Here is a 23532-nt window from a genome sequence, read left to right on the forward strand (position 1 = left end):
GTCGCACCCGGACCCCGCCCCATGCAGATTCCCGCAGTCGCCAGGCCCCGCACCAAACCCGCTGAAACCCGCCAGGAAGAGCTGATGGACGCCGCGCAGGCGCTGTTCCTGTCACAGGGCGTGGAAGCGACCACCATCAGTGACATCGTGGCCGCCGCCGACGTGGCCAAGGGCACGTTCTATACCTACTTCGCCTCGCGCACCGAGATCCTGCAGGCGCTGGCGCAGCGCTACACGCTGCAGTTCATGGCCGAGGTCGACCATGCCGTTCAGCAGCAGCCTGCCCACGATGGCGTGGCGCGCCTGTGCGCCTGGATCCGCGCCAACATCGAGACCTATGTGCGCACGCACGCACTGCACGACGTCGTCTACGCCAACCATCACCACCACCAGCGCGGCAATGCCGAGCGCAACGCCATCCAGCAGCAGCTGCTCGACATCCTCGAGGCGGGCACCCGTGCAGGCCTGTGGCAGCTGCCGGCACCGCAGGTCACGGCCTCGCTGATCTATGCCGGCGTACATGGCGCCACCGATGACCTGATCGCTGCGCCCACGCAGGACGCCGACACCTTCATTGCGGCGGTGGTGGCCGATTGCCTGCGCATGGTCGGCGTGTCGCCGGCGCCGAAGCGTGGCGGCACCCGTCGCTGAAGCGCCCGCCGTCGCTCAGGCGTGGGCGAGGATGTTCAACAGCCGGCCGAACGGGTCGCGGACGAAGAAGCGCCGCACGCCCCAGGGCTCGTCGGCCGGCCCATAGTCCAGCGCGATGCCAGCCGCGTGCATGCGTTCCAGCACCTCCTGCAGGTTGTCCACTTCGATAGACAGGTCCGGCACCGGTGCGCCGGAACCCCCTTCGCTGGCGAAGCTGACCTGCGCCAGCGCACTGCCCTGCCCGCCATGGGTGACGATCCAGCCATGGTCCATCACCACCGGCATGCCGAGCAGCTCGCCATAGAATGCAGCGGCGCGGGCGGGATCAGACGTGGCGATGTTGGCGACGACACGCATGACGGCCATGTTCCACTCCACCAGGAAGAATGCGCCGAGAGTGCCCGACCCTGCGCACAAACAGAAGAGCCCCGTCATGGACGGGGCCCGTCATCAGCCGATCATGGCTGGGCTTACACCGCGCCGCAGCGCTCCATGACGCATCGATCGTATTCGTACTGGCATTCCATGGCATCACCCCCACCGGCTACACACGCCTGGTAGGCCTTCCAGCAGGGAAAATCGCAGGGCTGGACCGGTCCGGCCACGGCCACCGACCCACTGCAGGCCAACGCGAACACAGCACCGGCGATCACTTTCCTGAAAGTACGCATCGACATCACTCCTTGATAAGCCTGGTGAGCCCAGGCCGGGCCACCTTAGCGCTGCACCCGGGACGTTGGGTGAAGGCGGATGCGGCTGGACTCAGTGTTGCAGCATTCCCAGGACACGCAGTTGCCCGGCCAGCTCATCACTGTTGCGCCACGGCAGGATCGGCGAATTGCCGCGCTCGTCCGGCGGGGTGTCCGGCAGCGCGTCGGACCCGCCACCTGCCCCTGCAAGCGGCAGCAGCGGCCGCTTGTGCAGCCAAACCTCCGAGATCGTGCAGGCGCGCCCACCGCTGACGATGCAGGCATCACCGGCAAGGGCCATGATCAGGTTGCGCGCATCCCCCATGCCACAGGGCACCACCACCGTGGCCGGCCAGTCGGCCGGCGGCATGCTGCCTTCCGGGATGACGCTGGGCACCTGGCCACCAGCTGCGCGCTCGAACGCGTCGCTGCCAGGATCGGCACCGCCCAATATCGCCAACGGTGGTTTACGGAATGCGGTACGCATGGGCGGTTCCGAAGCCTCGGAAGGAAGGGTCACGTTGCCCTGCCCGCTGGAGCCGCACCATGCACCGATCACAAAACATTAACACGTTCATAAAATTCCCTTCACATTACTGGGGGATATCGCCATGCCTTGGCGTTAACGGCCTTGTTGTCCGTCAACCAAGGAAGTTGTCCGATGAATCACCCGCTGTACGGCCGTTCGTCCCGCTCCCTGTCGCATCGCCCGCTGGCGCTTGCCGTCGCCAGCTCGCTGCTGCTGGCCACCGCACTGCCAGCCATGGCCAGCGAATCACTCGAGGCCTGGCAGCAGCAGCGCCAGCTGCAGGCCGCGTGGGCGCAGCCCGCTGCCAGCACCGCACCTGCAACCACGGCCACGGCAGCTGCCGCCAGCAGCACCGCCGTTCTTGGCAATCCCGGCGATCCGGCCAGCTGGCGCAGCGACGAATTCAACGCCGATTGGGGCCTGGGCGCGATGGGCGCGGACTACGCCTATGCGCGCGGCCTGACCGGCAAGGGCGTACGCCTGGCGCTGTTCGACTCGGGCTCCGCACTGGCGCATCCGGAGTTTGCAGGACGCAATACCTCCAGCATCACCATCGGTGCCGACTGTGCGACGCCGGGCGTGGTCGCAGGGGCGGGCGCCTGCGGGCAGACCCGCGGCGAACAGCCCGGCTACAACTACTACGGACTGGGCGCCGGCGTTCCGGCCTCACTGGCGGCACGCCTGATCGCCGCCGGCCAGCCCTACGGCTTCAGCTACGCCGACCACGGCACGCATGTGCTTGGCACCATCGGCGCCAACCGCAATGGCACCGGCATGCATGGCGTGGCCTTTGGTGCGGATCTCACTGCCGCCCGCGTGTTCGGTGACACCTACTACGAGTGGCGCCTGGACCCGGACAGGTTCTATCGTCCGCGCGCGGTGTACCGCACCGATCCGGATGATGCCGCCACGCTGGACATGTATGCGCAGATCCAGGCGCAGGGTGTACGCGCCATCAATCACAGCTGGGGCATTTCCACGCGCAACATGACCGCCGCCGCGCTGGACCAGCAGTACGCCAGCATTGGTGCCGACTACGGCGTGTACGGCAGCATCTACGCCAACAACGGCGATGCCCCGGGCTCCACTCTCATCCAGGTGTGGTCGGCTGGCAACGGCAGCGGTGCGGTTGCCGGCATCACCGCCTCGATGCCGCGCTGGAAGCCCGAACTGGAACCGTACTGGCTGGCGGTCGCCAATGTCCGCCGGCCCGACGCCGCCGCAGGTGAAACCGACTACGTGATCGATGGCAGTTCCAGCATCTGCGGGGTTGCCGCCAACTGGTGCATCTCGGCCCCCGGTACCGATATCGTCAGCACCATCGTCTCCGGCGATATCCAGGGCCGCATCGAGAACACCTCCGCCTACGTGCGGCTGATCATCGACAGCGAGAACACCAACTACGTCTACGGCACCAAGACCGGCACGTCGATGGCCGCCCCCCATATCACCGGCGCCCTCGGCCTGCTGATGGAGCGCTTCCCGTACCTGGACAACGCCCAGGTCCGCGACGTGCTGTTGACCACCGCACGCGATCTCGGCGCGCCAGGCATCGATGCAATCTACGGCTGGGGCATGGTCGACCTGCGCAAGGCCATCGAGGGCTATGGCTCGCTGCGCGTGGACACCAACGTGGTGATGAACCAGAGGGCCGGCGGCCTGAAGGTCTGGGAAGGCGATGCGTGGGACAACTGGACCAACGACATCGGCGGCCCCGGCAAGCTGACCAAATCCGGTATCGGTTGGCTGCGCCTGAGCGGCAACAACAGCTTCAACGGCGCCGTGGTGCAGGACGGCATGCTGGAGTTGAACGGCGCCAACACGCTCACCTCGGCGGTCGAGGTCCAGGGTGGCCGGCTGCTGCTCAACGGCAGCCTGGTCTCCACCGCCCTGACCACCACCGGTGGCGTCAGCACGGTCAGCACCAGCGGCGTGCTGGATAACAGCAACCTGGTGGTCAACGGCGGCGTGGTGTCCTTCAACGGCACGCAGGCCGGTGGCACCACCACGGTCGGCGCCAATGGCCTGCTGAAGGGCGTCGGCACGCTCGGCAACACCCGCGTGGACGGCATCATCGCGCCGGGCAACTCGATCGGCACGCTGACCATCAACGGCAACTACGTGCAGGGCGCCACCGGCGTGTATGCGGCGGAGCTGGCACCGGGTAGTCGCAGTGACCAGCTGCACGTGACCGGCACCGCGACCCTCGGCGGCACCCTGGTCGCCCTGCCGGAACCGGGCGTGTATTACCTCGGCGAACAGTTCAACGTCCTGCGTGCCGACGGTGGCATCAGCGGCCAGTTCGCCAAGACCGACTTCAGTGCGTTCTCGCCCTTCCTGCAGTTCAGCCTGGCCTACGGTGCCAATGGCACGCGCATCGACGTTGCCCGTGGCGCTTCGCTGGCCACGGCTGCCAACACGCCCAACCAGCGTGCGGTGGCGGCCGCCGCCGACCTGCTGCCGATCGCCCAGGGCCTGCCCAAGCCGCTGACCCAGCTGTTCCCGCAGCAGGTCGGTGGCGTGCTCGATGGCCTCAGCGGCGAGCTGCAGCCGGCCACGGCCATCGCCCTGGTCGAGGGCAGCCGCTACGTGCGCGATGCCGCGTTGTCACGCCGTGCCGGCGCCACCGCGCCCGGCAGCGACGTGGGTGATGCGACGGGTGCATGGGTGCAGGCCATCGGTGGCAACAGCAGGCTGGACGGTGACTTCAACACCGCCCGCACCGAGGCCAACAGCAACGGCCTGCTGGTCGGCATCGACCGCGAGTTCTCCGGCTGGCAGGTCGGCGTGCTGGCCGGTACCGGCCGTACCGACGTCAAGCAGCAGGACCGCCGCGCCAAGTCGAAGATCGACAACACGCACTTTGGTGCCTATGCCAGCCACACCTGGGCCGGCTTCGGCCTGCGCGGTGGTGTGGCGTGGAGCAAGCACGAGGTGAAGAGCACGCGTGAAGTCGCCTTCGCAGGTTTCAGTGACAGCCTGAGCGCGCGTTACGACGCCCGCACCCGCCAGGCCTTCATCGAAGCTGGTTATCGCTTCGGTGGCCCCGAAGCCGGGCTGGAGCCGTACCTGCAGGTGGCGCGCGTGGAAGTGGACCTCAAGCGCATCAGCGAACGCGGTGGAGCAGCGGCGCTGCAGGGCAAGGTGGACGACACCGGGACCACGATCGCCACCGCCGGCGTGCGCTTCGACAAGGGGCTGAAGGCTTCGTTCCAGCAGGACAGCTGGCTGCACCTGCGCGGGGGCGTCGGCTATCGTCGTGCCTCGGGGGATCGCAGCCAGGTCGCCAACCTTGCGTTTGCCAATGGCAGCTCCACGTTCGCGGTCAACGGCGCGCCGATCGCCGACAACGCGGTGGTGGCCGAACTGGGCCTGTCGGCGTGGCTCACCTCGCGCCAGCAGCTGGAGCTGGGCTACAGCGGCCAGTTCGGCAGCGAGAGCCGTGACCATGGTGCGAATGCACGCTGGTCCGTGCGTTTCTGATCTGTGCCTGCAATGCGATGAAAACAGGAGGGGCGGCCGATCGGCCGCCCCTTCTGCTTGCGGGTGACGCTCTTTCAGCTCAGGCGCACAGCGCCTGCATGGCCTGCGCTGTGACCTCGACGATCTGCCCATCCACGATGTGGACGCTGCGACCCGCGCACGCCGCCAGCTCCTTGTCATGCGTCACCATGATGATGGTCATGCCGCCCTGGTTGAGCTCACGCAGAATCTCCATGACCCCTTGCGACATCTGCGAGTCCAGGTTTCCGGTCGGCTCGTCAGCCAGCAGCAGGGCCGGCGTACCCGCGATGGCGCGGGCGATCGCCACGCGCTGCTGCTGCCCGCCCGACAGTTCGCCGGGATAGTGCGACATGCGGCTGCCCAGTCCGACCTGGGCCAGTGCCGAGACCACACGCTGCCTGCATTCGGCTGCCGCCATGCCACGGTAGCGCAGGGGCACCTCCACATTGGCCTGGATGGTCAGATCCGGAATCAGGTTGAACGCCTGGAACACGAAGCCGATCTTCTCGTTGCGCAGCGCGCTGAGCGCCGCGTCGCGCATGCCGCCAACATCCACGCCACCGATCGCGTAGTGGCCGCCGGAAAAGCCCTCGAGCAGACCGAGGATGTTCAGCAGTGTGGACTTGCCGGAGCCGGAAGGGCCGGTAATCGAGAGGAAATCGCCCTCCTGCACCGACAGGTCGATGGAGCGCAATGCATGGGTCATGACTTCACCCACCTGGAACACTTTGCTGACGCCTTGCATCCTGAGCATGGGAATTCTCGCTTTCAGATGGAAGCAGCGACCGGCCAAGGCCGCTGCGGGACTCACAACGAACGGATGGCCGACACCGGCGCGATGGCCGCGGCACGCAGCGCCGGCAGCAGTACCGCCGCCTGGCCCAGCAGCAGCAGGATCACCGCACTCACCGGCAGGTACAGCAGTGGCAGGCGCGGCAGTTCGTAGAAGCGCATCAGGGTCAGGTTCATCGCGTAGGCCAGCAGAGCCCCGGCCGCGATGCCGATGGAGACAATCAGCAGGTTCTCGATCTGGAAATAGCGCATCACATCGGTGCGCGTGGCCCCCAGCGCGCGGCGGATGCCGATCTGCTTGCGACGTTGCTCCACCCAGTAACTGGCCAGTCCGACAATGCCCAGGGCAGTGGCAGCCAGCAGTGCGATGATGACACCGCCCAGCAGCCCCATCATGACCCGGTCACCTTCGAAATGCCGCTCGCGCAGTTCGGAGATCCGCCGGCTGCCCTCGACATCGAACACCACGTCCGGCGCGACACGGCGGATTGCCTGCTGCGCATCGCGCATTACGCGGTTCATGTCGCCGGCCTCGGCGCGCACCAGATAGCGGCCGGTCAGGCGCGGCCCCTGCGATGCGGGCACGATCACCGACCAGTCCGAGCCCTTGGCTTCACCGCGGCCGGGGCGGGATACGGCCATGTGCTCGACCACGCCGATCACCCGCAGCCGGGTGTCCATCGCCCACAGGCTCTTGCCCACGGCGTTTTCGCCGGGCCAGTAGCGTTGGGCCAGCTCCTGGGTGACCAGCGCCGGGGGATTGGCCGGCACCAGTTCATCGGTCGGTGCGAACTCGTCCGCACCGGGCATGCGCCCCCCCACCAGGTGCAACTGCAGCGCGTCCAGGGCCACGGCATCGGCCAGGTAGAAATCCAGAACACCGCCGGGCACCTGCTGGTCCTCGTCCAGGTTGACGCCGGCGCGTATGCCCGGGCTGCCGAACGGCATGGCACTGACCAGCCCGGCCGCCGTCACGCCGCTCAGCCCCCGCAATGCACCAACGACCCGCGCGTTGACATCGTTGGCGCGCTCGGCATCGATGCCGTCGAGCTGGATCACCCCCAGCCGTGACTCGTCCAGGCCACTGACCAGCTGCATTGCAGCGTTCCGCTCGATCATCAGGAAGATCGCGTTGCACAGCACGGCGCAGGCCAATGCGATCTCCATCGCGATGAGGAAGGTCGCCAGGCGGTGCCTGCGCAGGGCCGAAAGTACGATGCCGATCTGCATGGTGGTTCCTCTACAGAAGCTTCAGTTGGGCGATGGGCTGGACCGCACTGGCACGGATCGCGGGAATCAGGCTCGCCAGCAGGCTGGCCAGCACCGACAGCGCCAGGGTGAACAGCAGCATGGTGGTATCAAGCCGCGCCAGGTCCGCATAGGCCACCGGCTGGCTGCGCACCGCGCTCAGGCCGAGCCAGGTCAGCAACAGGCCCAGCGTGCCACCCAGTGCCCCCACCAGCGCGGCCTCGACCACGCACTGCAGGAAGATCGCCGCGCGGCTTGCGCCCAGTGCGCGACGCAAGCCGATCTCGCCGCTGTAGCGCAGGAACTTCGCCAGCAGCAGACCGACCACATTGGCAATGCAGATCCCGAGGAAGGCGAAGGCCAGGATGGCCTGCAGCTTCACGTCGCTGGGTACCACCTGGTTGAAGTCGAGCCACTGCATCAATGAGCGCAGCCGCGTGTTGTCGGCGTGGCTGATCCGGCCCAGGGCCTTCTGCTCAGCGGCATAGTTCTGCAGGAACCGCTGATAGGCGGCCACCTTGGCGGCGCTGTCCAGCTTGACCCACAGGTGTACCCAGACACACGGCGCGGTCTGCAGCCGGCCGCGCTCCTCCGGCGTGGACCAGCAGGTGAACGGCACGAAGTCGCCGTCATTGATCTCCAGGCTGGAGGTCAGCGGCATGAACAGATCATCGGCCGAGGCGAAGAAGCCCGACGTGTTGCCGCCGCTGAAGCGGCCGCCCCGCACCTTGTAGAACAGCGGCGAGGGTCGCCAGGGCGCGAGCACGCCCACGATGCGCATCGCGGTGTCCTTGACCCGCAGTGTCTGCCCCACACTGTCGCCCCCACCGAACATCTGCTCGTTGAGCTCCGACGAGATCACCACCACACGTGCGCGCGCGTCATCCTCCTCGCGCGACCACCAGCGTCCATGCGCCAGCGGCACCGCGAACATCGTCGCGAAGTCGGTGGTGGTGGAGATCGATGAGCGGATGACCGGTGGCGCGCTGCCCTGATCGGGCCGCAGCTTGACCGGATTGGCAACCACCAGTGTCTGCTGGTCCGCGCGCCCGGACGACCACAGGTCGAAGGCCGAGCGATAGTCCAGCACGTCGTACGGTTCGCGGCCCTTCGAGTTCGGATTGGCATCCAGCTGGGGGTAGTAGAGGTCACCGCTGCGCCCGGGCAAGGGATCGCCGGACAGCAGGTAGACCACGGTCAAGGTGGTCATGCTGGCTCCAATTCCCACCGCGATGGCCAGCACCATCAGGGCGGTGATGGCCTTGCTCCGCAGTGTATTGTGCAGCGCCACCTGCGCGCAGTAGACCAGTCTGCGCATGCCCGCACCCTTTTCTGCACCCTGTATCGACTTCATGTCATGCCTCTCCCCGGACGTGCACGGGCGTGACCCGTGCCGGTTGCCACATGGACCTGCCAAGTTCGTGTACGTGATCGAATCGGGCGCGGTAGGCCTCGGCGCCGTGCATGATCATCACCAGCATGCGGCCATGGCTGCGTGCGAAGATCGCGTCCATCGCAATCTCGCGGCTGGCCGTATCGAGGTTGGCGACCGGCTCATCAAGAATGTAGAGGTCGGCATCCTCGCCCAGCACCATCGCCAGGGCGATCTTCTGCTGCTGCCCTGCCGACAGGGTTTCCGGCAGGCTGTCGGCGATCCCGTCGCCGTCCATCCCCAGTCGCGCCAGCAGCACCGGATCGGCGCCGAGGTCGCGCACCTTCAGCGGAGGGAACTGCAGAGGAAGCGTGATGGCGCGGATACGCGCCGGTCGCAGCAGCTGGCCGGCGACGGGCTGGAAGTACCCGGCCAGGACGTTGGCCAGGGTCGTCTTGCCGCTGCCATTGTCGCCAATCACCAGTGCACGTTCACCGGGTGAAAGGGCCAGGGTGAAATCCGAAAACACGGGAGTAGCGCCGTACCCGTAGCCGATCGACGTCGCCAGCAGACCACCCTCGATGTGCGTGGCCGACGCCGCGGCTGCCGGCGCGGTCATGAACTCCGCCACCCGCACCACCACCACACCGTGGCTGTGCATCTCGGCAATGTTCTTGAAGATACCGATGAGCGTCGTGGCTGAGCGCCAGAAGGCGTTCATGAAGGCGATGAACGAACCCAGTGTCATCTGTTGGCGGAACACGAACAGTGCGCCGACGAAGATCGAGCAGACATCCGAGATCACCATCGTCAGGTCGCTCGCACCCTGCAGGGTCCTCACCACCCTGAAGCGCTGGTAGGTCGAATCCAGCACCTCGCGCAGGCTGCGGTCATGGGCCTGCACCGTCCTGGGGCCCAGGCCGAACGTACAGACCATCTTGAAGGCAGACACGGCCCGGGTCAGCAAAGAAACCAGTTCGGCCTCGCGGTCACGCTCCACCACGGTCAGCTCGCGGATGCGTCGGCCGACCAGCACGCTGACCGTGGTGGCGATGGGAATGATGGCCATCAGCACCAGGAACGCACGCCAGGAGATGATCAGCAGGGCTGCGATCAAGGCGACGAATGTCACCGCCTGGGTCAGGGTGGTGCGTGCGACCGACAGCATCGGCACCACGCCATCCTTCACGTCCGAGCGGATCCGCGCCACATAGTAGCCAGCCCCCTTCTGCACCACCTCGTCATAACTGCGGCCATAGTAGGCGGTCAGCAACGAGGTCCCGATCCGCTCCACGATGCGGTTATCCACGCGCTGCTGCCACAGCGCGCAGCTGTAGTTGCCCAGGTTGGTCACCAGGCACAGCAGCAGATATGCACCGGTAAGCAGCAGGAAGCGATTGAAATCCTGCCGGCTGGCGGCCTCGTCGAAGATCGCGCGGATCAGCAGCGGATGCAGCAGCCCGCCCAGTCCGCCGAACATCGCGGTGGTGGCGGCCACCGCAAGGTAGCGCCCGCGGAGGGGGCCGAGCAGGATCGCGAAGCTGGCGAGGATGGCGCGCACACTGTGCCGCTGCGCGGTCTGCTCGCGCTGAAGTGGCTGTCCGGCCGGGTGCGGGCGCGCATTCATGCAACCGCCGCCTGCCCCACCCCAACTCCGTCCACTTCCCGTACCACCGCGCCATGCACATCGAGTGCATCCAGGAAGAACTCATCCGGCGCCAGCGTGTCGTACCGATGCAGGGCGCGGATCACTCCGGCGATGCCGGTACCGTGGTCGAAGGAAATGCGGAACAGATTCTCGCCCGGCACCGCCGCCATTCCCTCCTCCTCCTCGAACAGATACAGATCGACGATGCCCTGGTACGGTCGCTCCGCCATCTGCAGGTACCTAGGGTCACCGGAGTAGAGATGGGCGTCGACAAACACATCCAGCATGCCCGACAGGCCATACAACAGGCCGCAGAAGCCGGAATACTTGCGATGGAAGTCATCCACCAGCCGATTCACGTCCTGCCACAGGCCGTAACGGATCGCGACCTTGGCGATGCCCGCAGTCCCCTGCTCCAGATAGGGTTCATAGGTGTTGACCTCTTCCGGTGAGCTGGGGAAGGTGGTCACTCCGGTCTCCAGCTCGAAGCCGTAGGAGAGATCGTGTCGCAGTGCCTGCTCGCCAAGCACGCGCCATGCCGGATCACCACTGAGCTGCGACAGCCTCAGCAGGAACAGCGCCACGCCGGCCTGGCCGTAACCCATGCCGATGCGGACGCCACCTTCGTCCTGCCAGTAGGCACCCCGCTCTCCGTGGTGGACGGTGTCTGCAAGCCGCCGCGCCAGCGACAGCGCCCTGTCGAGATGCCCGGGCAGGCCGGTCGCGTGATGCATGGCCAGGTGCGCCATTCCAATACCCGCCATGCCGTGATAGAGCGAGTGATGCGCATGCAACAGGTCACTGCCGTCAGCGCTGTCGAGCAGGCTGCGGGCCAGTTCCACCTCGCCACGCAGCAGCGCCGACCAGGCGATGCCGGCAAGGCCGGTGAGGAACCCCGGCGGTAGCGATGTGCGATCCAGGGCCTGCAGCTCCTGCGCATAGCGCTCCATCACCGCCGGCGACGGCTGATGACCCACCCCATGGAAGGCGTGGATCACACCGGTCGCCCCCAGACCAAGGCTCATCGTGTTGGTGGAGTGCGAGAACGGGTCAAGTGGGAACAGCGTCCGCTCCGGCTGCAGCCGGCTGTGTGCATCCATGAACGCGAGCAGCCGCCGGATACACTGGCGCGGCGCCGGTAACGGGCGCTGCGGCGACGAGAACGGCGCCTGCAGGGTCGCCGGCTGCTGCAGCAGCTGTGCGGCCTCTTCCAGGCCGATACGGTCGTCCACCAGCGCCTGGATGACCTCGGCCACTGGCGTATGCTGCCAGCCGATGTCCTCCATCATCACCGGCAGCACCTTCTCGAACAGGTCGGTGCGGATGTAGGCCATGGCCATCAGCGGGAACAGGCAGTAGAACATCACCACTGCGGTCGCATAGCGGTCATCCCTGAAACAGCTGGCGCGCTTGCGCCCCTTCATGATCCGGCGGAATCCGGGCGTGTGGATGTCATCCCACTCATCGCTGCCGTCCAGGAACGCGGCCTCCAGATCGATCAGGCGCACACGCATGTCGCTGCGGTCGACCATGATGTTGGACGGCGAGATGTCACCGATCACCACTCCCACCTTGTGTGCGCGGTCGACCGCGCGAAGCAGACCGGTGAAGATGGTCACGCACATCCCGTAGTAGTCACTACCATCGCGTGCGCTGGGACGGGCCTTCATCAGCGGCGAATGCTTGAGCATCAGCTCGCGAAGATCGAATGCATCCAGGCGCTCTTCCACCAGATAGCTGTTTTCCCAATCGGTGAATGCATCCAGGCAGCGCGGCGAGGCGCCCACCGGGCCCAGCAGTTCCAGATTGCGTCGTTCGCGTGCCAGGCGGCTGGTGGCGTCGAGCCCTTCCCCGTGCATTTCCACATGGGGCCGCGCCTCCTTGATGACCACTTCCTCCCCGGTAACCTGATCCAATGCCAGGTAGACCCCGCCCGTGTTGGAGAACCCAAGCGCGGCCTGCACCTGATAGCGGCCCTCCTTCAACGTCATCTCGCCGGGATCATCCTCGCTGGGGAACGGGTCGGTTTCCCAGGCAGGCACCTCGAAATAGGGATTGCGCAGGTCGGGAACATGGCTGCCGTCGGGCGCGACCAGCATCGGCACCTTCTGGCCGATGAAATCAAGCCGGTACACCTGGCGCATGCCGCCATAGCGGTAATACAGGCAGCGGCAGTCCTTGTAGCGTCGATCGGACAGGATGTACGAGCCATCTTCGTCCTTCAGCGCCCCATGCAACTGCTCGATGAAGCGCGTGAAGACCGCAAGGTCCAGCGGATAGAGCGTGATGAACTTGCCTGAGCCACCGCGTGGCCAACGCTTGGAGCTCATCATGCGCATCGTGTTCATGTCATTGGCGAACTTGAACTTCACGCGCTCGGCCAGGGCCATCCGGGTGACGGTGCGCAGCACCCGCTGGCAGTTCTCCTGCGTGGCTGAAACGTGGATCTTCCAGCCTTGCGGCGGCAGGTTGCCGGCGACCGGGTCGCCATGCGTCGCCAGGTGCGACCAGACACCGATGCGATGGATCGTCCACGCCATGCCGGCCGCCTCGATCTCCGCTTCAACGATACTGCGGAAATCTTCGCTGGGCCGGTACTGGTTGTAGCTCAATTCGTAGAACCGCTCGTCGCCCCCCACATAGGCGGCCTTGTCCATGTGGCGTGCTTCACGCAGTGATCGTTGACGCGCTGACATCGTCTCTCCCTGGTCGGTTCCACGGCTCGTTTGCCCGGTGCACACATCCGCGAACGCCTCGCAACGCCTCGCACATGCGCGATGGATGCATTGCGGGCGCTCCAGCCTGCAGGCATCGCAAAATGCGGAATGCGGATTCCCTGCCTGCTTCATTCGTAAGCACGGCGTGAAATTCGCCGGCTATCGCTGCAATGCAGCCGCCCGGAATGTCCCTGCAGATCGATGATTGCCACCGTACCTTGCCGCTACATTGCGCAGGCGATTCTCATTCCACAATTGACTTGACTCATTCCAATCGGCAATGCCATTTTCCATCCGCCACGTATAGACCGGGGTTCTTCAGCAACTGCAACAGGGCTTTGAGATTGCGTGGTGCAATCGCGCAGTGAATCATTTCATTGCGTAACGCGTGGGAGGCACGCATGCCTCCCGATCCCATGTACGACTAAGGAGAGTTGATATGAATCGCGTCCTGAATCTGCAGCGCCTGATGATCGAAAACCAGCAGGAAAACCTGGGCAACAGCTGCAGCAGCTCCGACAGCAACTGCTGCAACGGCTAAGCCTCTCCGGCTTGCCTGAGGTGGTGGTGCGCGCCCACCACCTCGACATCTGCCACAGCGTGATGCACCGCCACGTGGCAGGTCTCCATACGACGTAGAGATCGCTTGGCAGGCAGCCGTCCGCTGCCCGCGCTGCGCGTCCTGCATCTGCCAATGCCAGGACAGGCATCCCGGGGGGGGATGATCAGCCAGCTGCAGCACGTGCTGCAGCCGTGACCATTGCTCGGCCCCGCTGCGACCTCACCACCATGACGGACGCTACGCAGTGCGCCTGCACGCCCGCCGGATCCAGCAATCAGGAAAAGACGCAGCATGCGCATCCTCGTGGCCATGGACGACGCCGAACTTGCACAGGCGCTTCGCAACGTATTGCAGAGCCGCAACATGCTGGTGGACCTCGTGGCAACCTGGTCACTGGCCAAGGCCGCGGTACAGGCCGTGGAGTACCGCGCCCTCATTCTCGACCGCTGGCTGCCCGAAGGCGATTCACTGAAGCTGGTGCAGATCGTGCGCGGCTTGCGTACCTGGCTGCCCATTCTGCTGTTGGGGCGCCACAACCACGCTGCCGACTGCATCGCTTGCCTGGATGCCGGTGCCGATGACTACCTGCCCACGCCGTTCGAGTTCGACGAACTGGCCGCGCGGCTGCGCGCGATTACCCGGCGCCTCGACGCTGATGCCGGCCACATTCTGAGAATCGGCAATTTCACGTTCGATTTTTCCAACCGCATGGCATTGGTAGGCGGTGCGCCCCTGAGCCTGCCACGCAGCCAGCTGCTGCTGCTGGAAGCGCTTTGCGCCCGCCAGGGCCGGATCGTCCGCCATGAAGTGCTGAGTGCTGCCGTGCACCTGGCCGGCGCCGACGGCGGTACCACCGTGTTGGATCCGCACGTATCACGCCTGCGCCGTGCCCTGCGCTCGGCCAGTGTCAGCATCGAGTCCAAGCGTGGGCTGGGCTACATGCTGAACGACGACGCGGCCTGATCAAAGGCCATCGGCGCGGGCCGCAAATGCAACAGCCGGGGCGGTAAACCGCCCCGGCTGCCAGTCCCGCTGATTGGGCCGACCGCTGCGGTCAGGCGGCCTTCATTGCGTGCTTTCGCGCACGCATGACGTTGTGGCACTCCTGCACTTCCGGCAGCAGCTGGGTCACTTCCTGGCGCACGGCCGGCGGCAGCTCGTTGTCCTGCAGCACATCCTTGAACGCGCCCAGCAGGCGGTCCTCGGATTCTTCAAGTTCAGCCACGTAGCCATAGTTGGTGTCACCGAAAGCGGCTCGAACCTTGCCGTAGAACTGCTGCATCGAACCGACCACGGTGCCATGTTCGGCCGGCTTGCCACCGCTGGCGGCCACTGAGCCGCTCAACGCCGCCACGATGCGGCCCTTGACGCCAGCGATGCGGGTGAACAGTGCCGACAGCTCGGCATCCTTGACCTTGGTGGCCGCTTCTTCATAGAACGACTTGCCATCGCGGGCGATTTCGATCAGGTCGTTGAGGCGATGTTCGATGGTGGACTGGGTGCTCATGGCGTCGCTCCTGTGTGCTCGAAAGTCAGTGGAGAATGGCAGTGCATCTGCATTGCCTTCGACCCCACTGTGTGCAATCGCGTGTGCCAACCAGGTGAGCACGAATTGATGCACGCATCACCATGCGAAACACCTGCTGACTTCGTCATTTCAAACATCGTCGGCTTTCACGGAATCTGAGCGCGTTGCACGCGTTACCACGGTGCGGTGACGATGATCAGAGTGACCAGCAGCGCGATTGCCAGGATCACCAGCAGCACGTGCCATTGCTTCCAGGTGGGTCTCGGCTTTCCAGGCGTATTCATCGATGGGCTCCTGCGCGGGCGGGGAATGGGGTTGCCAGACTGAAGCGCAACGGCATCGCACAACGTCGACGTGAGGTGCACGTTTCGTGCAGACCTTGCTGGAATATCGGGCCGCATCGGCCTTCCGCACCCGTGCCTGGCGGCATATTCAGCAAGTACCACACCCGACACCGCCAGCAGGCTGCCACCCAGCACCCCATCCGCTGAGTGACTCACCCAGCAGCAGCACCGCCAGTGCGGTGGTCACGATCGGCACCAGGCTGAAGAATCCCGAAACGCGCGCCGCGCCCAACCGCGAAAGACCGGTCATCCAGCTGAGGGGCGCAAGGATCGATGCACACACCGCAGCGAAACCGAAACAGCCCACCGCGGTCAGGTTGTTCACTCCGGCAGCTGCAGCAGCAGCAGGATCAGCGACGCCGCCGTGGCCTGCAGGAACAGTGACTCCGGCACCGTCAGCGGAATCTTCCGGCGCCGCATCAGCACGATGCAGGCGGCAAATGCACGGCCGAATCCGTGGCCGAGATCGCGCAGCGGCCTCACATGAGCGTGCGCACGCTGGAGCGCATGGCGCGCAGTGAACTGGGCATGTCACTCGGCGACTGGCGTGGGCGTGTGAAGTTCGTGCGCGCCACCGAGGCGCTGTGCACACGCAAGCCGATCAGCCGCATCGCCGGGGAGCTTGGCTATTCAGGCGTCAGCGCGTTTGCCGAAATGTTCAAGCGGCACGCGCAGTGCACGCCCGATCAGTATCGGGAGCAGCATCGGGCCGGGTGAAGGCCGCATCGAGGGCTGTCGATTTCCCGCCCCGTCGCTCGTCGGAACAGGAAAGGCAGGCCCATCGGCCTGCAGGAGCGCTCCAATGCCACCGATCCTCACCGCCTTCGCCACCTCCCCCGACCGCGGCCAGGGCCTGGCCCGTGACATGCGCGTGCGCTGGGCGCTGGAGGAACTGGCCGTGGCCTATGACGTACAACTGCTCAGCTTCGCCGAGCTGAAGCAGCCCGCGCACCTGGCACGGAATCCGTTCGGGCAGATTCCCACGTGGCAGGAGGGCGACCGGACCCTGTTCGAATCCGGCGCCATCGCCCTGCACCTGGCCGAACAGCACCCCGGCCTGCTGCCGCGCGATCCGGACGCCCGCATGCGCGCGATCATGTGGGTGTTCGCTGCGCTGAACACGGTGGAGCCCCCCATCGTCGAGCGCTCCATGGCCTGGGTGCTTGAGCGCGAGCAACCCTGGTACGCGCAACGGCTGCCAATGCTCGATGAGCGGGTCCGGACGCGGCTGGCCCAACTATCGACGTGGTTGGCCAGGACAACGTGGCTGGACGGCGAATTCAGCGTGGGCGACCTGATGATGGTCTCGGTGCTGCTGCGCCTGAAGAGCAGCGGCCTGCTCGACGAGTACCCACAGGTCGCCACCTATGTGGCCCGGGCCACGCAGCGGCCCGACTACCAGCGTGCGTTTGCTGCGCAGCTGGCGGTTTTCCAGGACGCCTAGCGCTGCGCCTCCTCCCAGGTAACAAGGGGCCAGCAGTCACGCAGGCCCCATGCGTTACTTCAATCGACGCGATCTCCAGTTCAGGTAACCCCGCCAGCCAAAGGGAGCACTAAAAAGCGCAACCGCACCGCACGCCAGCAGGCCGTTGAACATCCAAGGGGTCAGCTCCGGGGAACCTGCCGACATGGATGGAAACACGAACCCGCATAGCAGTGCTCCCACAAAGGAAGTACCGAATATGACCGTGGAACCCAGGCCTGGTGAAACTCGCATCGATCTATTCCTCATCAGTTCCGGTTGCAGGTCACCTTGACCTCGGTGAGCCTGATCGTGCTGGTGCAGGTGACAGACTGATTGCCCGCCCCCGTCACCGGGACACCGATGTTGTTGAGCGCATTGACGAAGCTTCCCATATCGGTGGCATTCCCATTCGGGAATTCGAAGCGATGCGTAACGCCGCCTCGCCCCTCGCTCAACTGTGTAACGCTAAGCGGAATGGAGTTACCGAACCTGTCCTTGTAAAGGAGGGCGTTGGGCTCCCAGCGACGGTTGATCATGCTGTAGTTGTAGGAAGCGGTAGACCCGTCAGCATAGCGGATCTTCTGCGGCGCCCAGACATCGATGCCAAGCGAGTACGCGCCGGAAGCCAGGTAGATGTAAGTCTCGAAACGCTGCCCCAGATGCTGGCTGACCGCATCCCTTCTCTGCGGATTCTGGATGTCATCGTACACATTGGTCGGGTAGCCGGGCTCAGACAGGCTGATCACCGATTGAGCGACTATGCGCTTGAACTGAAGATAGTTGATCGCCGGTTGCTCGACCGGGAGCTCGTCGATGATGACGAAGGGTTCGCAATCCATCGCGCCGGGTTCCATTTTGTCGCAACGGATGCCGCCTTCACGATCACGCATGACGCTGAACTTTCGTGCCATGTTGCCCGATGGATTCAGTATGTAGAGGATCCTGTGCGACGGCATACTTCATGAGCATCGCGCGCCACACGCGATGTCACTACCACTTTGAAGGATTGAGAGCGCTTGCCATACCCGGCACTTCTCCCGCAGCGACGACACTGTCAGTGCAACCTGCGCCGGCAGGCGGCCTGCACCAGCATCAGCTGCGCCACCAGGACCAGCATCGCGCAGCCCGACAGCAGCCACGGATCGATGTACCACTGTTCGTTGAAACTGAAGTCGCCGGCGGAAATGCGCTTCCAACCGTTGAAGTGCTGCATCGCCGCCACCACGAACGCGAAGGCGCCCGCGCTGTACGACAGCCAGGGCACCACGATGCCGCCCGGGCGCGCGAACAGCGTCAGCAGGCCCAGCACGCCGATGACCGTGCGTTGCACGCGGCAATATGGGCAGACATAGGCCATCCCGCTCCATTCCACCGCCCAGGCCAGCAGGCTGACCAGCACGGCCGCGGCCGCGGCGGTATACAGCATCGTGGGCGTGATCGTCCTGCCTGCATCGTGTGCCATCCCGCGCTCCTTCGTTCAAAGACCCCGGCAGGGTAGCAGCGTGGCAGGTTCAATCCTTCTTGAAGACCGTGCGCTTGCCGATCGGGCTGCCCTTGCGCGCCGTCGGTCGCGCCAACCCGGGAATCAGGAAGTCGGTGACCTTGTGGCCCTTCTGGATCCTGGAAGCGAGCCAACGCGGCATGCGCCCGCGGCCGGACCAGGTCAGCCGCTTGTATTCCGGGTCTCGGTATTTGGCGGCCACTTTGCCGGTTCTGCGCCGTGCCGGTTTCCGGCTGGGTGCGCCCGCTTCGATGGCTTCATCGCCAAAGAGTTCTTCGAGGGTATATCCCGCTTCCGCCGCGGCGGCTTTCAGCATACGCCGCACCGCGCTGGCAGGACGGCGGTTGGAAATCAGCTGCTTCCGCTGTTCAGCGGCAACCACCAAGGCGCCCAGCTCCCGCAGGCTGAGCGATTCAATATCGATCGTCATGCTGGAAAGGTCTACTGCCGCGCGGCGCCTGTCAAGGCGGCTTGCCCCCGCGTAGACACGGGCTTCACTGCGGGTGGGCTCCGATCGCCTTCGTCGGCCATCCCCGAGGACATCCCTGTGAGCACCTCATCGCATTCGCTTGCCTACCTGCTTGCGCGCATCCTGCTGATGGCGCTGTTCCTGGTCGCCGGGCTGGGCAAGCTCGGCGATCTCAGCGGCACCCAGGCCTATATGGAAGCCATGGGCGTGCCCGGCATCCTGCTGTGGCCAACGGTCGCCTTCGAGATCGGCAGTGGCCTGTGCATCCTGCTCGGCTTCCAGACCCGGCTGGTGTCGATCGTGCTGGTGGGCTTCAGCCTGGTCACCGCTTTCATCTTCCACCACAACTTCGCCGACCAGACCCAGCAGATCATGTTCCTGAAGAACCTGGGGCTGGCCGGTGGGTTCCTGCTGCTGGCCTGCACCGGGGCCGGGCGCTACAGCATCGACGGGCGCGGTCGGCGCGGGTAAGCCTCGATTCGGAGTGTGCACGCGCTAGCGGCGAAGTTCGGCCTCTGGCGCCAGCGTGTGGATCACCTTGCCCTGTGCATCCAGGAACTCGATGGCACCGTAACCCTCGGCTGTGAGGGTCCGGCCACATTGAAGGCGCGCTTGTACTGCAGGCCATCGATGATCGGCGCCGGCGTCTTGACCTGGGTGATTCGCCAGCGTCGGACGCGAATGCCCGAACGCATTGCGATGCAGCCAGAACGAAGGACGCACAAGCACTGCGCATCATGCGATCTCCTGTCGGGATCGGAATAAACATCCGCACGCCCAGCATGCCTGTGGTCGACAACTCCGCGCGGTGACACCGGCATGCTGGCGATGGATCGACACCATCCCGTCAACCACGGCCCCCCGACGTCGGCCTTCCCCCTGTGCACGCCGCCGGATACGGAAATGATCCCGGCATGCGGACGGGGACATGCCGACAATGCCCTGGAACGCCTTGCGGAAGGCGCTCACGTCGTCGTATCCAACTCTCACCCGCGCGGCGTTGGATTACCTGTCCCGCTGCGAGTCCGCACCGTCACTCGAATTCTTAACTCTTCAGAATTCGACCAAGCCACCTTTGTCCCAGATGGCCCACAAAACAGCATGATGGCGCCCTACGGATTCAGGGATTTCGTTCATCTTCATGCGTGACATCGGACAGTTCTACGTAATCAGCGTCGAGGGAGTGACGCGGGCAGACGGCACCCTGCTGCAGGTCACCCGAATCGATTGCTCCTGCATCAAGTGTTCCTGGCAGTTCAGGGCCATTCCCAACCATGGCCTTGTCGATCTCGACGGTGCGGCTGCCCTCAGTTGCCCAACCTGTGGCAATCACCAGTCAGTCAGCCGCGCACGGCTTGAAGAGCTCAATCGACGCAGCGACGAATAGCCTGCACTTCAACCATCCATCAACACAGCACCGACACGACCGATACCCGGTGGGCCCTATCGTTCGTCAACAAGCACCCCCCGGCATTCCCATGAGTCATACCGGCATTTTTCAGATCACCGATCTCACCTACAAGGCTGGGGAGCAGGGCGACCTGGCCCGCGCACTGCAGATCGTCGCCACCTGCACCGCCTGCGGATCGACGAGCGTGTGGGACGAGCATGAGATGGAACACGTTGCCGGTGGAACCGTGCTGTCATGCCGTGGCTGTGGTGTCCGCCAGGCCATCAGCAACGCGCGCCTTTCTGGCTGCACTTCCGACATCCGCCATCCGCGCCGCTGAGCGGCGCGCAGTTCGTACTGCGTAGCCGCCGGCAGGGGCAGTCGTTCACTCGGCTTTTACAACGCTGCGACGTTTCAAGCGACAACGCGCACTGATGCATCTGCCTGCATCCAAGGGCCGCGCCAGCGCGTATGTAGGATGCCCGCGCCTTGCGGGCATCCTATAGAGGAACGCGCCGTGAAAGCCCTTCAGCGGATAGCCGCCACAGTCAGCTTCGCCGTACTCGTCTCAGCCACTTCAATGAGCTTCGCCGCCAGTACCGTGATGGTCGGCGGAGCGGAGATGTATCCCACCAGGACCATCGTCCAGAACGCCATCAACTCCAAGGACCACACGACCCTGGTCGCTGCGGTCAAGGCAGCGGGCCTGGTCGATACCCTCAATGGCGCCGGCCCCTTCACCGTCTTCGCGCCGACCAATGCAGCCTTCAGCAAGCTGCCCGCAGGTACGGTCGATACGCTGGTGAAACCTGAAAACAAGGCACAACTGACCAAGATCCTGACCTACCACGTGGTGCCAGGCAATTACAGTTCAGCGCAGCTGATGGCCGATGCCAGGAAGCACGGCGGCAAGGCCACGCTGAAGACCGTTGAAGGTGAATCCCTCACCGTCGCACTGCATGACGGCAAGCTGTGGGTCATCGATGCCAAGGGCGGCAAGGCGGGGATCAGCATTGCGGACGTCGGCCAGTCCAATGGCGTGATCCACGTGATCGACACGGTGTTGATGCCGAAGTAGTTGCAAGCAGCAGGACGTCCACATGAGCGGCAGCCGCATTGCGGCTGCCGCCGTCTCCTCCCATGAATCAGCATCGCGGTTGCGGGGCGATGACGCGCTACCTCATGTATCAGGAGCGTGCAGCGGCGTTGGGGCCTTGGTATCCCTGTCAGTCAGAAGGGGGCCTTGGATTCCAGGTGATTGCCTGACGTCGTAGATCTCGCATTCGGTTGGGTCCATCGGTTCCCAATGCTCGCTCGCCAGCTCAAAGAAGGCAGCGGGTACCTCCATGGGGAACGTTGCGCCTTTCTCGCGATTGCGCTGGCGGACGCGATCACGACGAATGCCATGCGGGGTATCCAGGAGATGCACCACCAGATCGTGGGCTGCCGACCACTCAAGAAAGGCACCGAGACCGAAACCCAAGTGCCACCTTCTTTCTGGCCCCATCAGAATTCGAATCAGGAACCAAGGAATTTTGAGGCTTCCAGAGGGCTTCCACGCGTCTCCACAGACCTTCCCGCTGCAAACCAAGCCGCTGATTCTTCCAAGCCGCGCGACCATCTTCGCTCATTATCGTCCACCTATTTCCGCTGACAGAAGGTCGCCGAGCGGTCGCCATTGGGCGCAATGAAGGGATGCTCAGAGACAACGAACTAGCCACCTTACCGATCGGCCAATAGGCCGCAGATCCAGCATCGCACGGTGTGGGCTGACCGGATGTACGAAGCTCGCGGGCGCCGGGCTGGAGCTCCACTACAGATACACCAAGGCCAACGATAAACACGACCGCGTCGCGGCCGCATCAGGAGGGAGGGCGCAACCTTCGCGATGAGATCGCAACTGCGGCGGCCGCCGCCCGGCGAACGAGCTAAAGAAGCCAAGTGCTACCGCGGCACGGAATGGCCATTTTGCCACTCATGCGCTTGCCACCCCAAGCAGGGCATTTGTCGCTTTAAGTCCAGTGATGCGTGACTGAGAACACGCAAGAAGCAAGTGCAGCCAGCTGCAACGAATTTCTGGTTGACATTGAATGTCAACCCGCAATATGAAATTCCGGGAATCGGGAGGCAGGGGATCAGGCCTGAAATCCGTTATCACCACGGCCGGAGGTCCAGTCCATTGCAAACCTCCGCCACGACAAGGGAAAGGAATCAGGTGAAGATGAGTAGGAGTCTCGTATATGGAATGGTCGTCATCGGCGCAATCGCAACCATTTCCTGGTTGGCCTGCAGACCATCCGACGTCACAGGAAACAAAGGAGATGGGGTTCCTCGCAGTGAAAGAGGCGCTTCGCCAACGGATGCCGCATCTGAATTAAGCATTCACCAATCCTCGCGTTCGCCGCCCCAATCCACCGAATCAAGGTTGGCTTTGGGTGGCAAGGCATTTCTGCTCAAGATCGATGCGCCTCACTACGAAGGCGATGCCTCGGAATACATTGACATACGCATCGCGGCTGCACGGTCGGGCAATGCCCAGTCGAGCTATGAGATCCACAACCGCATTGCCAGTTGCAAGCGGGCGCTTAACTCAGGTGATGCCGATGAGTACAAGGCCTACGCATCAGTTGGCCTGGGGGAGCAGTACTCAAGGAAGATCGAACAGGAGATTGACCACTGCCAAGGACTGATAGGGCGAACGGAACTCGGAGATGAGAATTGGCTCTCTCTTGCTGCCGCCCAAGGATCGGTCGAAGCGAGACTGATTTTCGCCAAAGACCCGAAAGCCATCATTGGCGACTTGACTGAGGCGCTCAAGGATCCGGAGCGAATAACCAATTATCGAAGGGATGCGATTGATTACCTAAATGAGTCGGTATCACTGGGAAGCGTCGACTCGATTGAAGCCCTTGCTGACATCCATGACAGAGGGATCATTACCGATAAATCCCCTGAAAAGAGCCTTGCATACTGGCTCGCATATCAGCGCGCGCAACCCAACAGCCATTCGGCGGCGTCCATTGCGAGGCTCTCCAAACTGTTACATCCCAACCAGATAGAGCGATCCAACGAGATGTCTGAGGCTATATACAGATCCTGCTGCTTGTAATCCAACAGAAATTT

Annotated in this window: 23 protein-coding genes and 1 pseudogene; 10 read left to right on the forward strand and 14 right to left on the reverse strand. The window is 64.3% G+C overall.

What is annotated here, in order from left to right:
- Positions 1–21 precede the first annotated feature (21 nt).
- Positions 22–651, forward strand: coding sequence for a TetR/AcrR family transcriptional regulator (locus AC5P7F_RS05795; RefSeq protein WP_032958354.1), 630 nt, complete (start codon positions 22–24; stop codon positions 649–651).
- A 15-nt stretch (positions 652–666) separates the two neighbouring features.
- Here the strand turns inward: AC5P7F_RS05795 and AC5P7F_RS05800 are convergent, their stop codons facing one another.
- From AC5P7F_RS05800 to AC5P7F_RS05810, 3 genes are all read right to left on the reverse strand, one after another.
- A complete protein-coding gene (locus AC5P7F_RS05800) occupies positions 667–1017 on the reverse strand; it encodes a VOC family protein (RefSeq protein ID WP_032958352.1) in 351 nt (116 codons plus the stop codon).
- Positions 1018–1121: 104 nt separating this feature from the next.
- Positions 1122–1322: a hypothetical protein gene (locus AC5P7F_RS05805; RefSeq protein ID WP_032958391.1), complete on the reverse strand. Its 201-nt coding sequence runs from the start codon at positions 1320–1322 to the stop codon at positions 1122–1124.
- Positions 1323–1413: 91 nt separating this feature from the next.
- A complete protein-coding gene (locus AC5P7F_RS05810; protein ID WP_049439235.1) occupies positions 1414–1827 on the reverse strand; it encodes an SLOG cluster 4 domain-containing protein in 414 nt (137 codons plus the stop codon).
- Positions 1828–2001: 174 nt separating this feature from the next.
- On the opposite strand from AC5P7F_RS05810, the gene AC5P7F_RS05815 reads away from it, so the two are divergent.
- The gene (locus tag AC5P7F_RS05815; RefSeq protein ID WP_164077784.1) at positions 2002–5352 is read left to right on the forward strand and encodes an autotransporter domain-containing protein; all 3351 of its coding nucleotides are present in this window, start codon (positions 2002–2004) and stop codon (positions 5350–5352) included.
- A 79-nt stretch (positions 5353–5431) separates the two neighbouring features.
- Here AC5P7F_RS05815 and AC5P7F_RS05820 read toward each other — a convergent pair whose 3' ends face one another.
- Genes AC5P7F_RS05820 through lanKC form a run of 5 tightly spaced genes read right to left on the reverse strand, consistent with a single transcriptional unit; the run spans position 5432 to position 13129 of the window.
- On the reverse strand, positions 5432–6127 hold the full coding sequence (locus AC5P7F_RS05820) for an ABC transporter ATP-binding protein (RefSeq protein ID WP_032958346.1): 696 nt from the start codon (positions 6125–6127) through the stop codon (positions 5432–5434).
- 53 nt (positions 6128–6180) lie between these two features.
- Entirely contained in the window at positions 6181–7395 is a 1215-nt protein-coding gene (locus tag AC5P7F_RS05825; RefSeq protein WP_032958343.1) for an FtsX-like permease family protein, read from the reverse strand.
- A 10-nt stretch (positions 7396–7405) separates the two neighbouring features.
- Entirely contained in the window at positions 7406–8731 is a 1326-nt protein-coding gene (locus AC5P7F_RS05830) for an ABC transporter permease (protein WP_049439340.1), read from the reverse strand.
- Between the two features lie 37 nt (positions 8732–8768).
- On the reverse strand, positions 8769–10412 hold the full coding sequence (locus AC5P7F_RS05835) for an ABC transporter transmembrane domain-containing protein (protein ID WP_014648531.1): 1644 nt from the start codon (positions 10410–10412) through the stop codon (positions 8769–8771).
- Entirely contained in the window at positions 10409–13129 is a 2721-nt protein-coding gene (gene lanKC, locus AC5P7F_RS05840; RefSeq protein WP_164077783.1) for a class III lanthionine synthetase LanKC, read from the reverse strand. Before lanKC ends, AC5P7F_RS05835 begins: the two co-directional genes overlap by 4 nt.
- Positions 13130–13589: 460 nt before the next feature.
- Here lanKC and AC5P7F_RS05845 point away from each other — a divergent pair, with 460 nt between their 5' ends.
- Together AC5P7F_RS05845 and AC5P7F_RS05850 are read left to right on the forward strand one after the other, a co-directional pair.
- Positions 13590–13691 (forward strand): class III lanthipeptide, encoded by a 102-nt coding sequence (locus tag AC5P7F_RS05845; RefSeq protein WP_014038605.1) that lies wholly within the window; start codon positions 13590–13592, stop codon positions 13689–13691.
- 312 nt (positions 13692–14003) lie between these two features.
- Entirely contained in the window at positions 14004–14675 is a 672-nt protein-coding gene (locus AC5P7F_RS05850) for a response regulator transcription factor (RefSeq protein ID WP_032958333.1), read from the forward strand.
- A gap of 91 nt (positions 14676–14766) precedes the next feature.
- Here the strand turns inward: AC5P7F_RS05850 and AC5P7F_RS05855 are convergent, their stop codons facing one another.
- A complete protein-coding gene (locus AC5P7F_RS05855; RefSeq protein WP_014648535.1) occupies positions 14767–15219 on the reverse strand; it encodes a PA2169 family four-helix-bundle protein in 453 nt (150 codons plus the stop codon).
- A 453-nt stretch (positions 15220–15672) separates the two neighbouring features.
- Positions 15673–15909: an EamA family transporter gene (locus AC5P7F_RS05860; RefSeq protein WP_232017591.1), complete on the reverse strand. Its 237-nt coding sequence runs from the start codon at positions 15907–15909 to the stop codon at positions 15673–15675.
- A 122-nt stretch (positions 15910–16031) separates the two neighbouring features.
- On the opposite strand from AC5P7F_RS05860, the pseudogene AC5P7F_RS05865 reads away from it, so the two are divergent.
- Both AC5P7F_RS05865 and AC5P7F_RS05870 read left to right on the forward strand, forming a co-directional pair.
- Positions 16032–16301: pseudogene (locus AC5P7F_RS05865) on the forward strand (helix-turn-helix domain-containing protein); the annotation flags it as partial.
- An 85-nt stretch (positions 16302–16386) separates the two neighbouring features.
- The gene (locus AC5P7F_RS05870) at positions 16387–17028 is read left to right on the forward strand and encodes a glutathione S-transferase family protein (protein ID WP_197641395.1); all 642 of its coding nucleotides are present in this window, start codon (positions 16387–16389) and stop codon (positions 17026–17028) included.
- A gap of 287 nt (positions 17029–17315) precedes the next feature.
- Here the strand turns inward: AC5P7F_RS05870 and AC5P7F_RS05875 are convergent, their stop codons facing one another.
- The 3 genes from AC5P7F_RS05875 to AC5P7F_RS05885 form a co-directional block, all read right to left on the reverse strand.
- Positions 17316–17939 (reverse strand): hypothetical protein, encoded by a 624-nt coding sequence (locus AC5P7F_RS05875; RefSeq protein WP_227864596.1) that lies wholly within the window; start codon positions 17937–17939, stop codon positions 17316–17318.
- Positions 17940–18103: 164 nt separating this feature from the next.
- Positions 18104–18511, reverse strand: coding sequence for a hypothetical protein (locus AC5P7F_RS05880; protein WP_014648538.1), 408 nt, complete (start codon positions 18509–18511; stop codon positions 18104–18106).
- A gap of 49 nt (positions 18512–18560) precedes the next feature.
- Positions 18561–18980 carry an H-NS histone family protein gene (locus AC5P7F_RS05885; protein ID WP_041863852.1) on the reverse strand — a complete coding sequence of 140 codons (420 nt, stop codon included), beginning with the start codon at positions 18978–18980 and terminating at the stop codon, positions 18561–18563.
- A 117-nt stretch (positions 18981–19097) separates the two neighbouring features.
- Here AC5P7F_RS05885 and AC5P7F_RS05890 point away from each other — a divergent pair, with 117 nt between their 5' ends.
- The 3 genes from AC5P7F_RS05890 to AC5P7F_RS05900 all read left to right on the forward strand — a co-directional run bounded on the left by AC5P7F_RS05890 (position 19098) and on the right by AC5P7F_RS05900 (position 21487).
- Positions 19098–19490 (forward strand): DoxX family protein, encoded by a 393-nt coding sequence (locus AC5P7F_RS05890; protein ID WP_495204166.1) that lies wholly within the window; start codon positions 19098–19100, stop codon positions 19488–19490.
- A gap of 1007 nt (positions 19491–20497) precedes the next feature.
- Positions 20498–20749: a hypothetical protein gene (locus tag AC5P7F_RS05895; RefSeq protein WP_164077781.1), complete on the forward strand. Its 252-nt coding sequence runs from the start codon at positions 20498–20500 to the stop codon at positions 20747–20749.
- Between the two features lie 177 nt (positions 20750–20926).
- The gene (locus AC5P7F_RS05900; protein WP_032958323.1) at positions 20927–21487 is read left to right on the forward strand and encodes a fasciclin domain-containing protein; all 561 of its coding nucleotides are present in this window, start codon (positions 20927–20929) and stop codon (positions 21485–21487) included.
- A 102-nt stretch (positions 21488–21589) separates the two neighbouring features.
- On the opposite strand, the gene AC5P7F_RS05905 is transcribed toward AC5P7F_RS05900, so the two are convergent.
- Positions 21590–21892, reverse strand: coding sequence for a hypothetical protein (locus AC5P7F_RS05905; protein WP_164077780.1), 303 nt, complete (start codon positions 21890–21892; stop codon positions 21590–21592).
- A gap of 738 nt (positions 21893–22630) precedes the next feature.
- Between AC5P7F_RS05905 and AC5P7F_RS05910 the strand changes: the two genes are divergently transcribed.
- Positions 22631–23518 (forward strand): hypothetical protein, encoded by an 888-nt coding sequence (locus AC5P7F_RS05910; protein WP_164077779.1) that lies wholly within the window; start codon positions 22631–22633, stop codon positions 23516–23518.
- The last annotated feature ends 14 nt before the right edge of the window (positions 23519–23532 follow it).

Source organism: Stenotrophomonas sp. YJH_SMC_105-26 (genome assembly GCF_059368915.1).

Excerpts from the sequence above, each read along its gene's own strand:
- AC5P7F_RS05845 (WP_014038605.1), top strand. The coding sequence starts at position 13,590 with ATGAATCGCGTCCTGAATCTGCAGCGCCTGATGATCGAAAACCAGCAG.
- AC5P7F_RS05875 (WP_227864596.1), bottom strand. The coding sequence starts at position 17,939 with ATGCGTGATCGTGAAGGCGGCATCCGTTGCGACAAAATGGAACCCGGC.
- AC5P7F_RS05895 (WP_164077781.1), top strand. The coding sequence starts at position 20,498 with ATGAGTCATACCGGCATTTTTCAGATCACCGATCTCACCTACAAGGCT.
- AC5P7F_RS05885 (WP_041863852.1), bottom strand. The coding sequence starts at position 18,980 with ATGACGATCGATATTGAATCGCTCAGCCTGCGGGAGCTGGGCGCCTTG.
- AC5P7F_RS05910 (WP_164077779.1), top strand. The coding sequence starts at position 22,631 with ATGAGTAGGAGTCTCGTATATGGAATGGTCGTCATCGGCGCAATCGCA.
- AC5P7F_RS05835 (WP_014648531.1), bottom strand. The coding sequence starts at position 10,412 with ATGAATGCGCGCCCGCACCCGGCCGGACAGCCACTTCAGCGCGAGCAG.
- AC5P7F_RS05830 (WP_049439340.1), bottom strand. The coding sequence starts at position 8,731 with ATGCGCAGACTGGTCTACTGCGCGCAGGTGGCGCTGCACAATACACTG.
- AC5P7F_RS05870 (WP_197641395.1), top strand. The coding sequence starts at position 16,387 with ATGCCACCGATCCTCACCGCCTTCGCCACCTCCCCCGACCGCGGCCAG.
- AC5P7F_RS05805 (WP_032958391.1), bottom strand. The coding sequence starts at position 1,322 with ATGCGTACTTTCAGGAAAGTGATCGCCGGTGCTGTGTTCGCGTTGGCC.
- AC5P7F_RS05850 (WP_032958333.1), top strand. The coding sequence starts at position 14,004 with ATGCGCATCCTCGTGGCCATGGACGACGCCGAACTTGCACAGGCGCTT.
- AC5P7F_RS05810 (WP_049439235.1), bottom strand. The coding sequence starts at position 1,827 with ATGCGTACCGCATTCCGTAAACCACCGTTGGCGATATTGGGCGGTGCC.
- AC5P7F_RS05795 (WP_032958354.1), top strand. The coding sequence starts at position 22 with ATGCAGATTCCCGCAGTCGCCAGGCCCCGCACCAAACCCGCTGAAACC.
- AC5P7F_RS05815 (WP_164077784.1), top strand. The coding sequence starts at position 2,002 with ATGAATCACCCGCTGTACGGCCGTTCGTCCCGCTCCCTGTCGCATCGC.
- AC5P7F_RS05825 (WP_032958343.1), bottom strand. The coding sequence starts at position 7,395 with ATGCAGATCGGCATCGTACTTTCGGCCCTGCGCAGGCACCGCCTGGCG.
- AC5P7F_RS05880 (WP_014648538.1), bottom strand. The coding sequence starts at position 18,511 with ATGGCACACGATGCAGGCAGGACGATCACGCCCACGATGCTGTATACC.
- AC5P7F_RS05855 (WP_014648535.1), bottom strand. The coding sequence starts at position 15,219 with ATGAGCACCCAGTCCACCATCGAACATCGCCTCAACGACCTGATCGAA.
- lanKC (WP_164077783.1), bottom strand. The coding sequence starts at position 13,129 with ATGTCAGCGCGTCAACGATCACTGCGTGAAGCACGCCACATGGACAAG.
- AC5P7F_RS05800 (WP_032958352.1), bottom strand. The coding sequence starts at position 1,017 with ATGGCCGTCATGCGTGTCGTCGCCAACATCGCCACGTCTGATCCCGCC.
- AC5P7F_RS05820 (WP_032958346.1), bottom strand. The coding sequence starts at position 6,127 with ATGCTCAGGATGCAAGGCGTCAGCAAAGTGTTCCAGGTGGGTGAAGTC.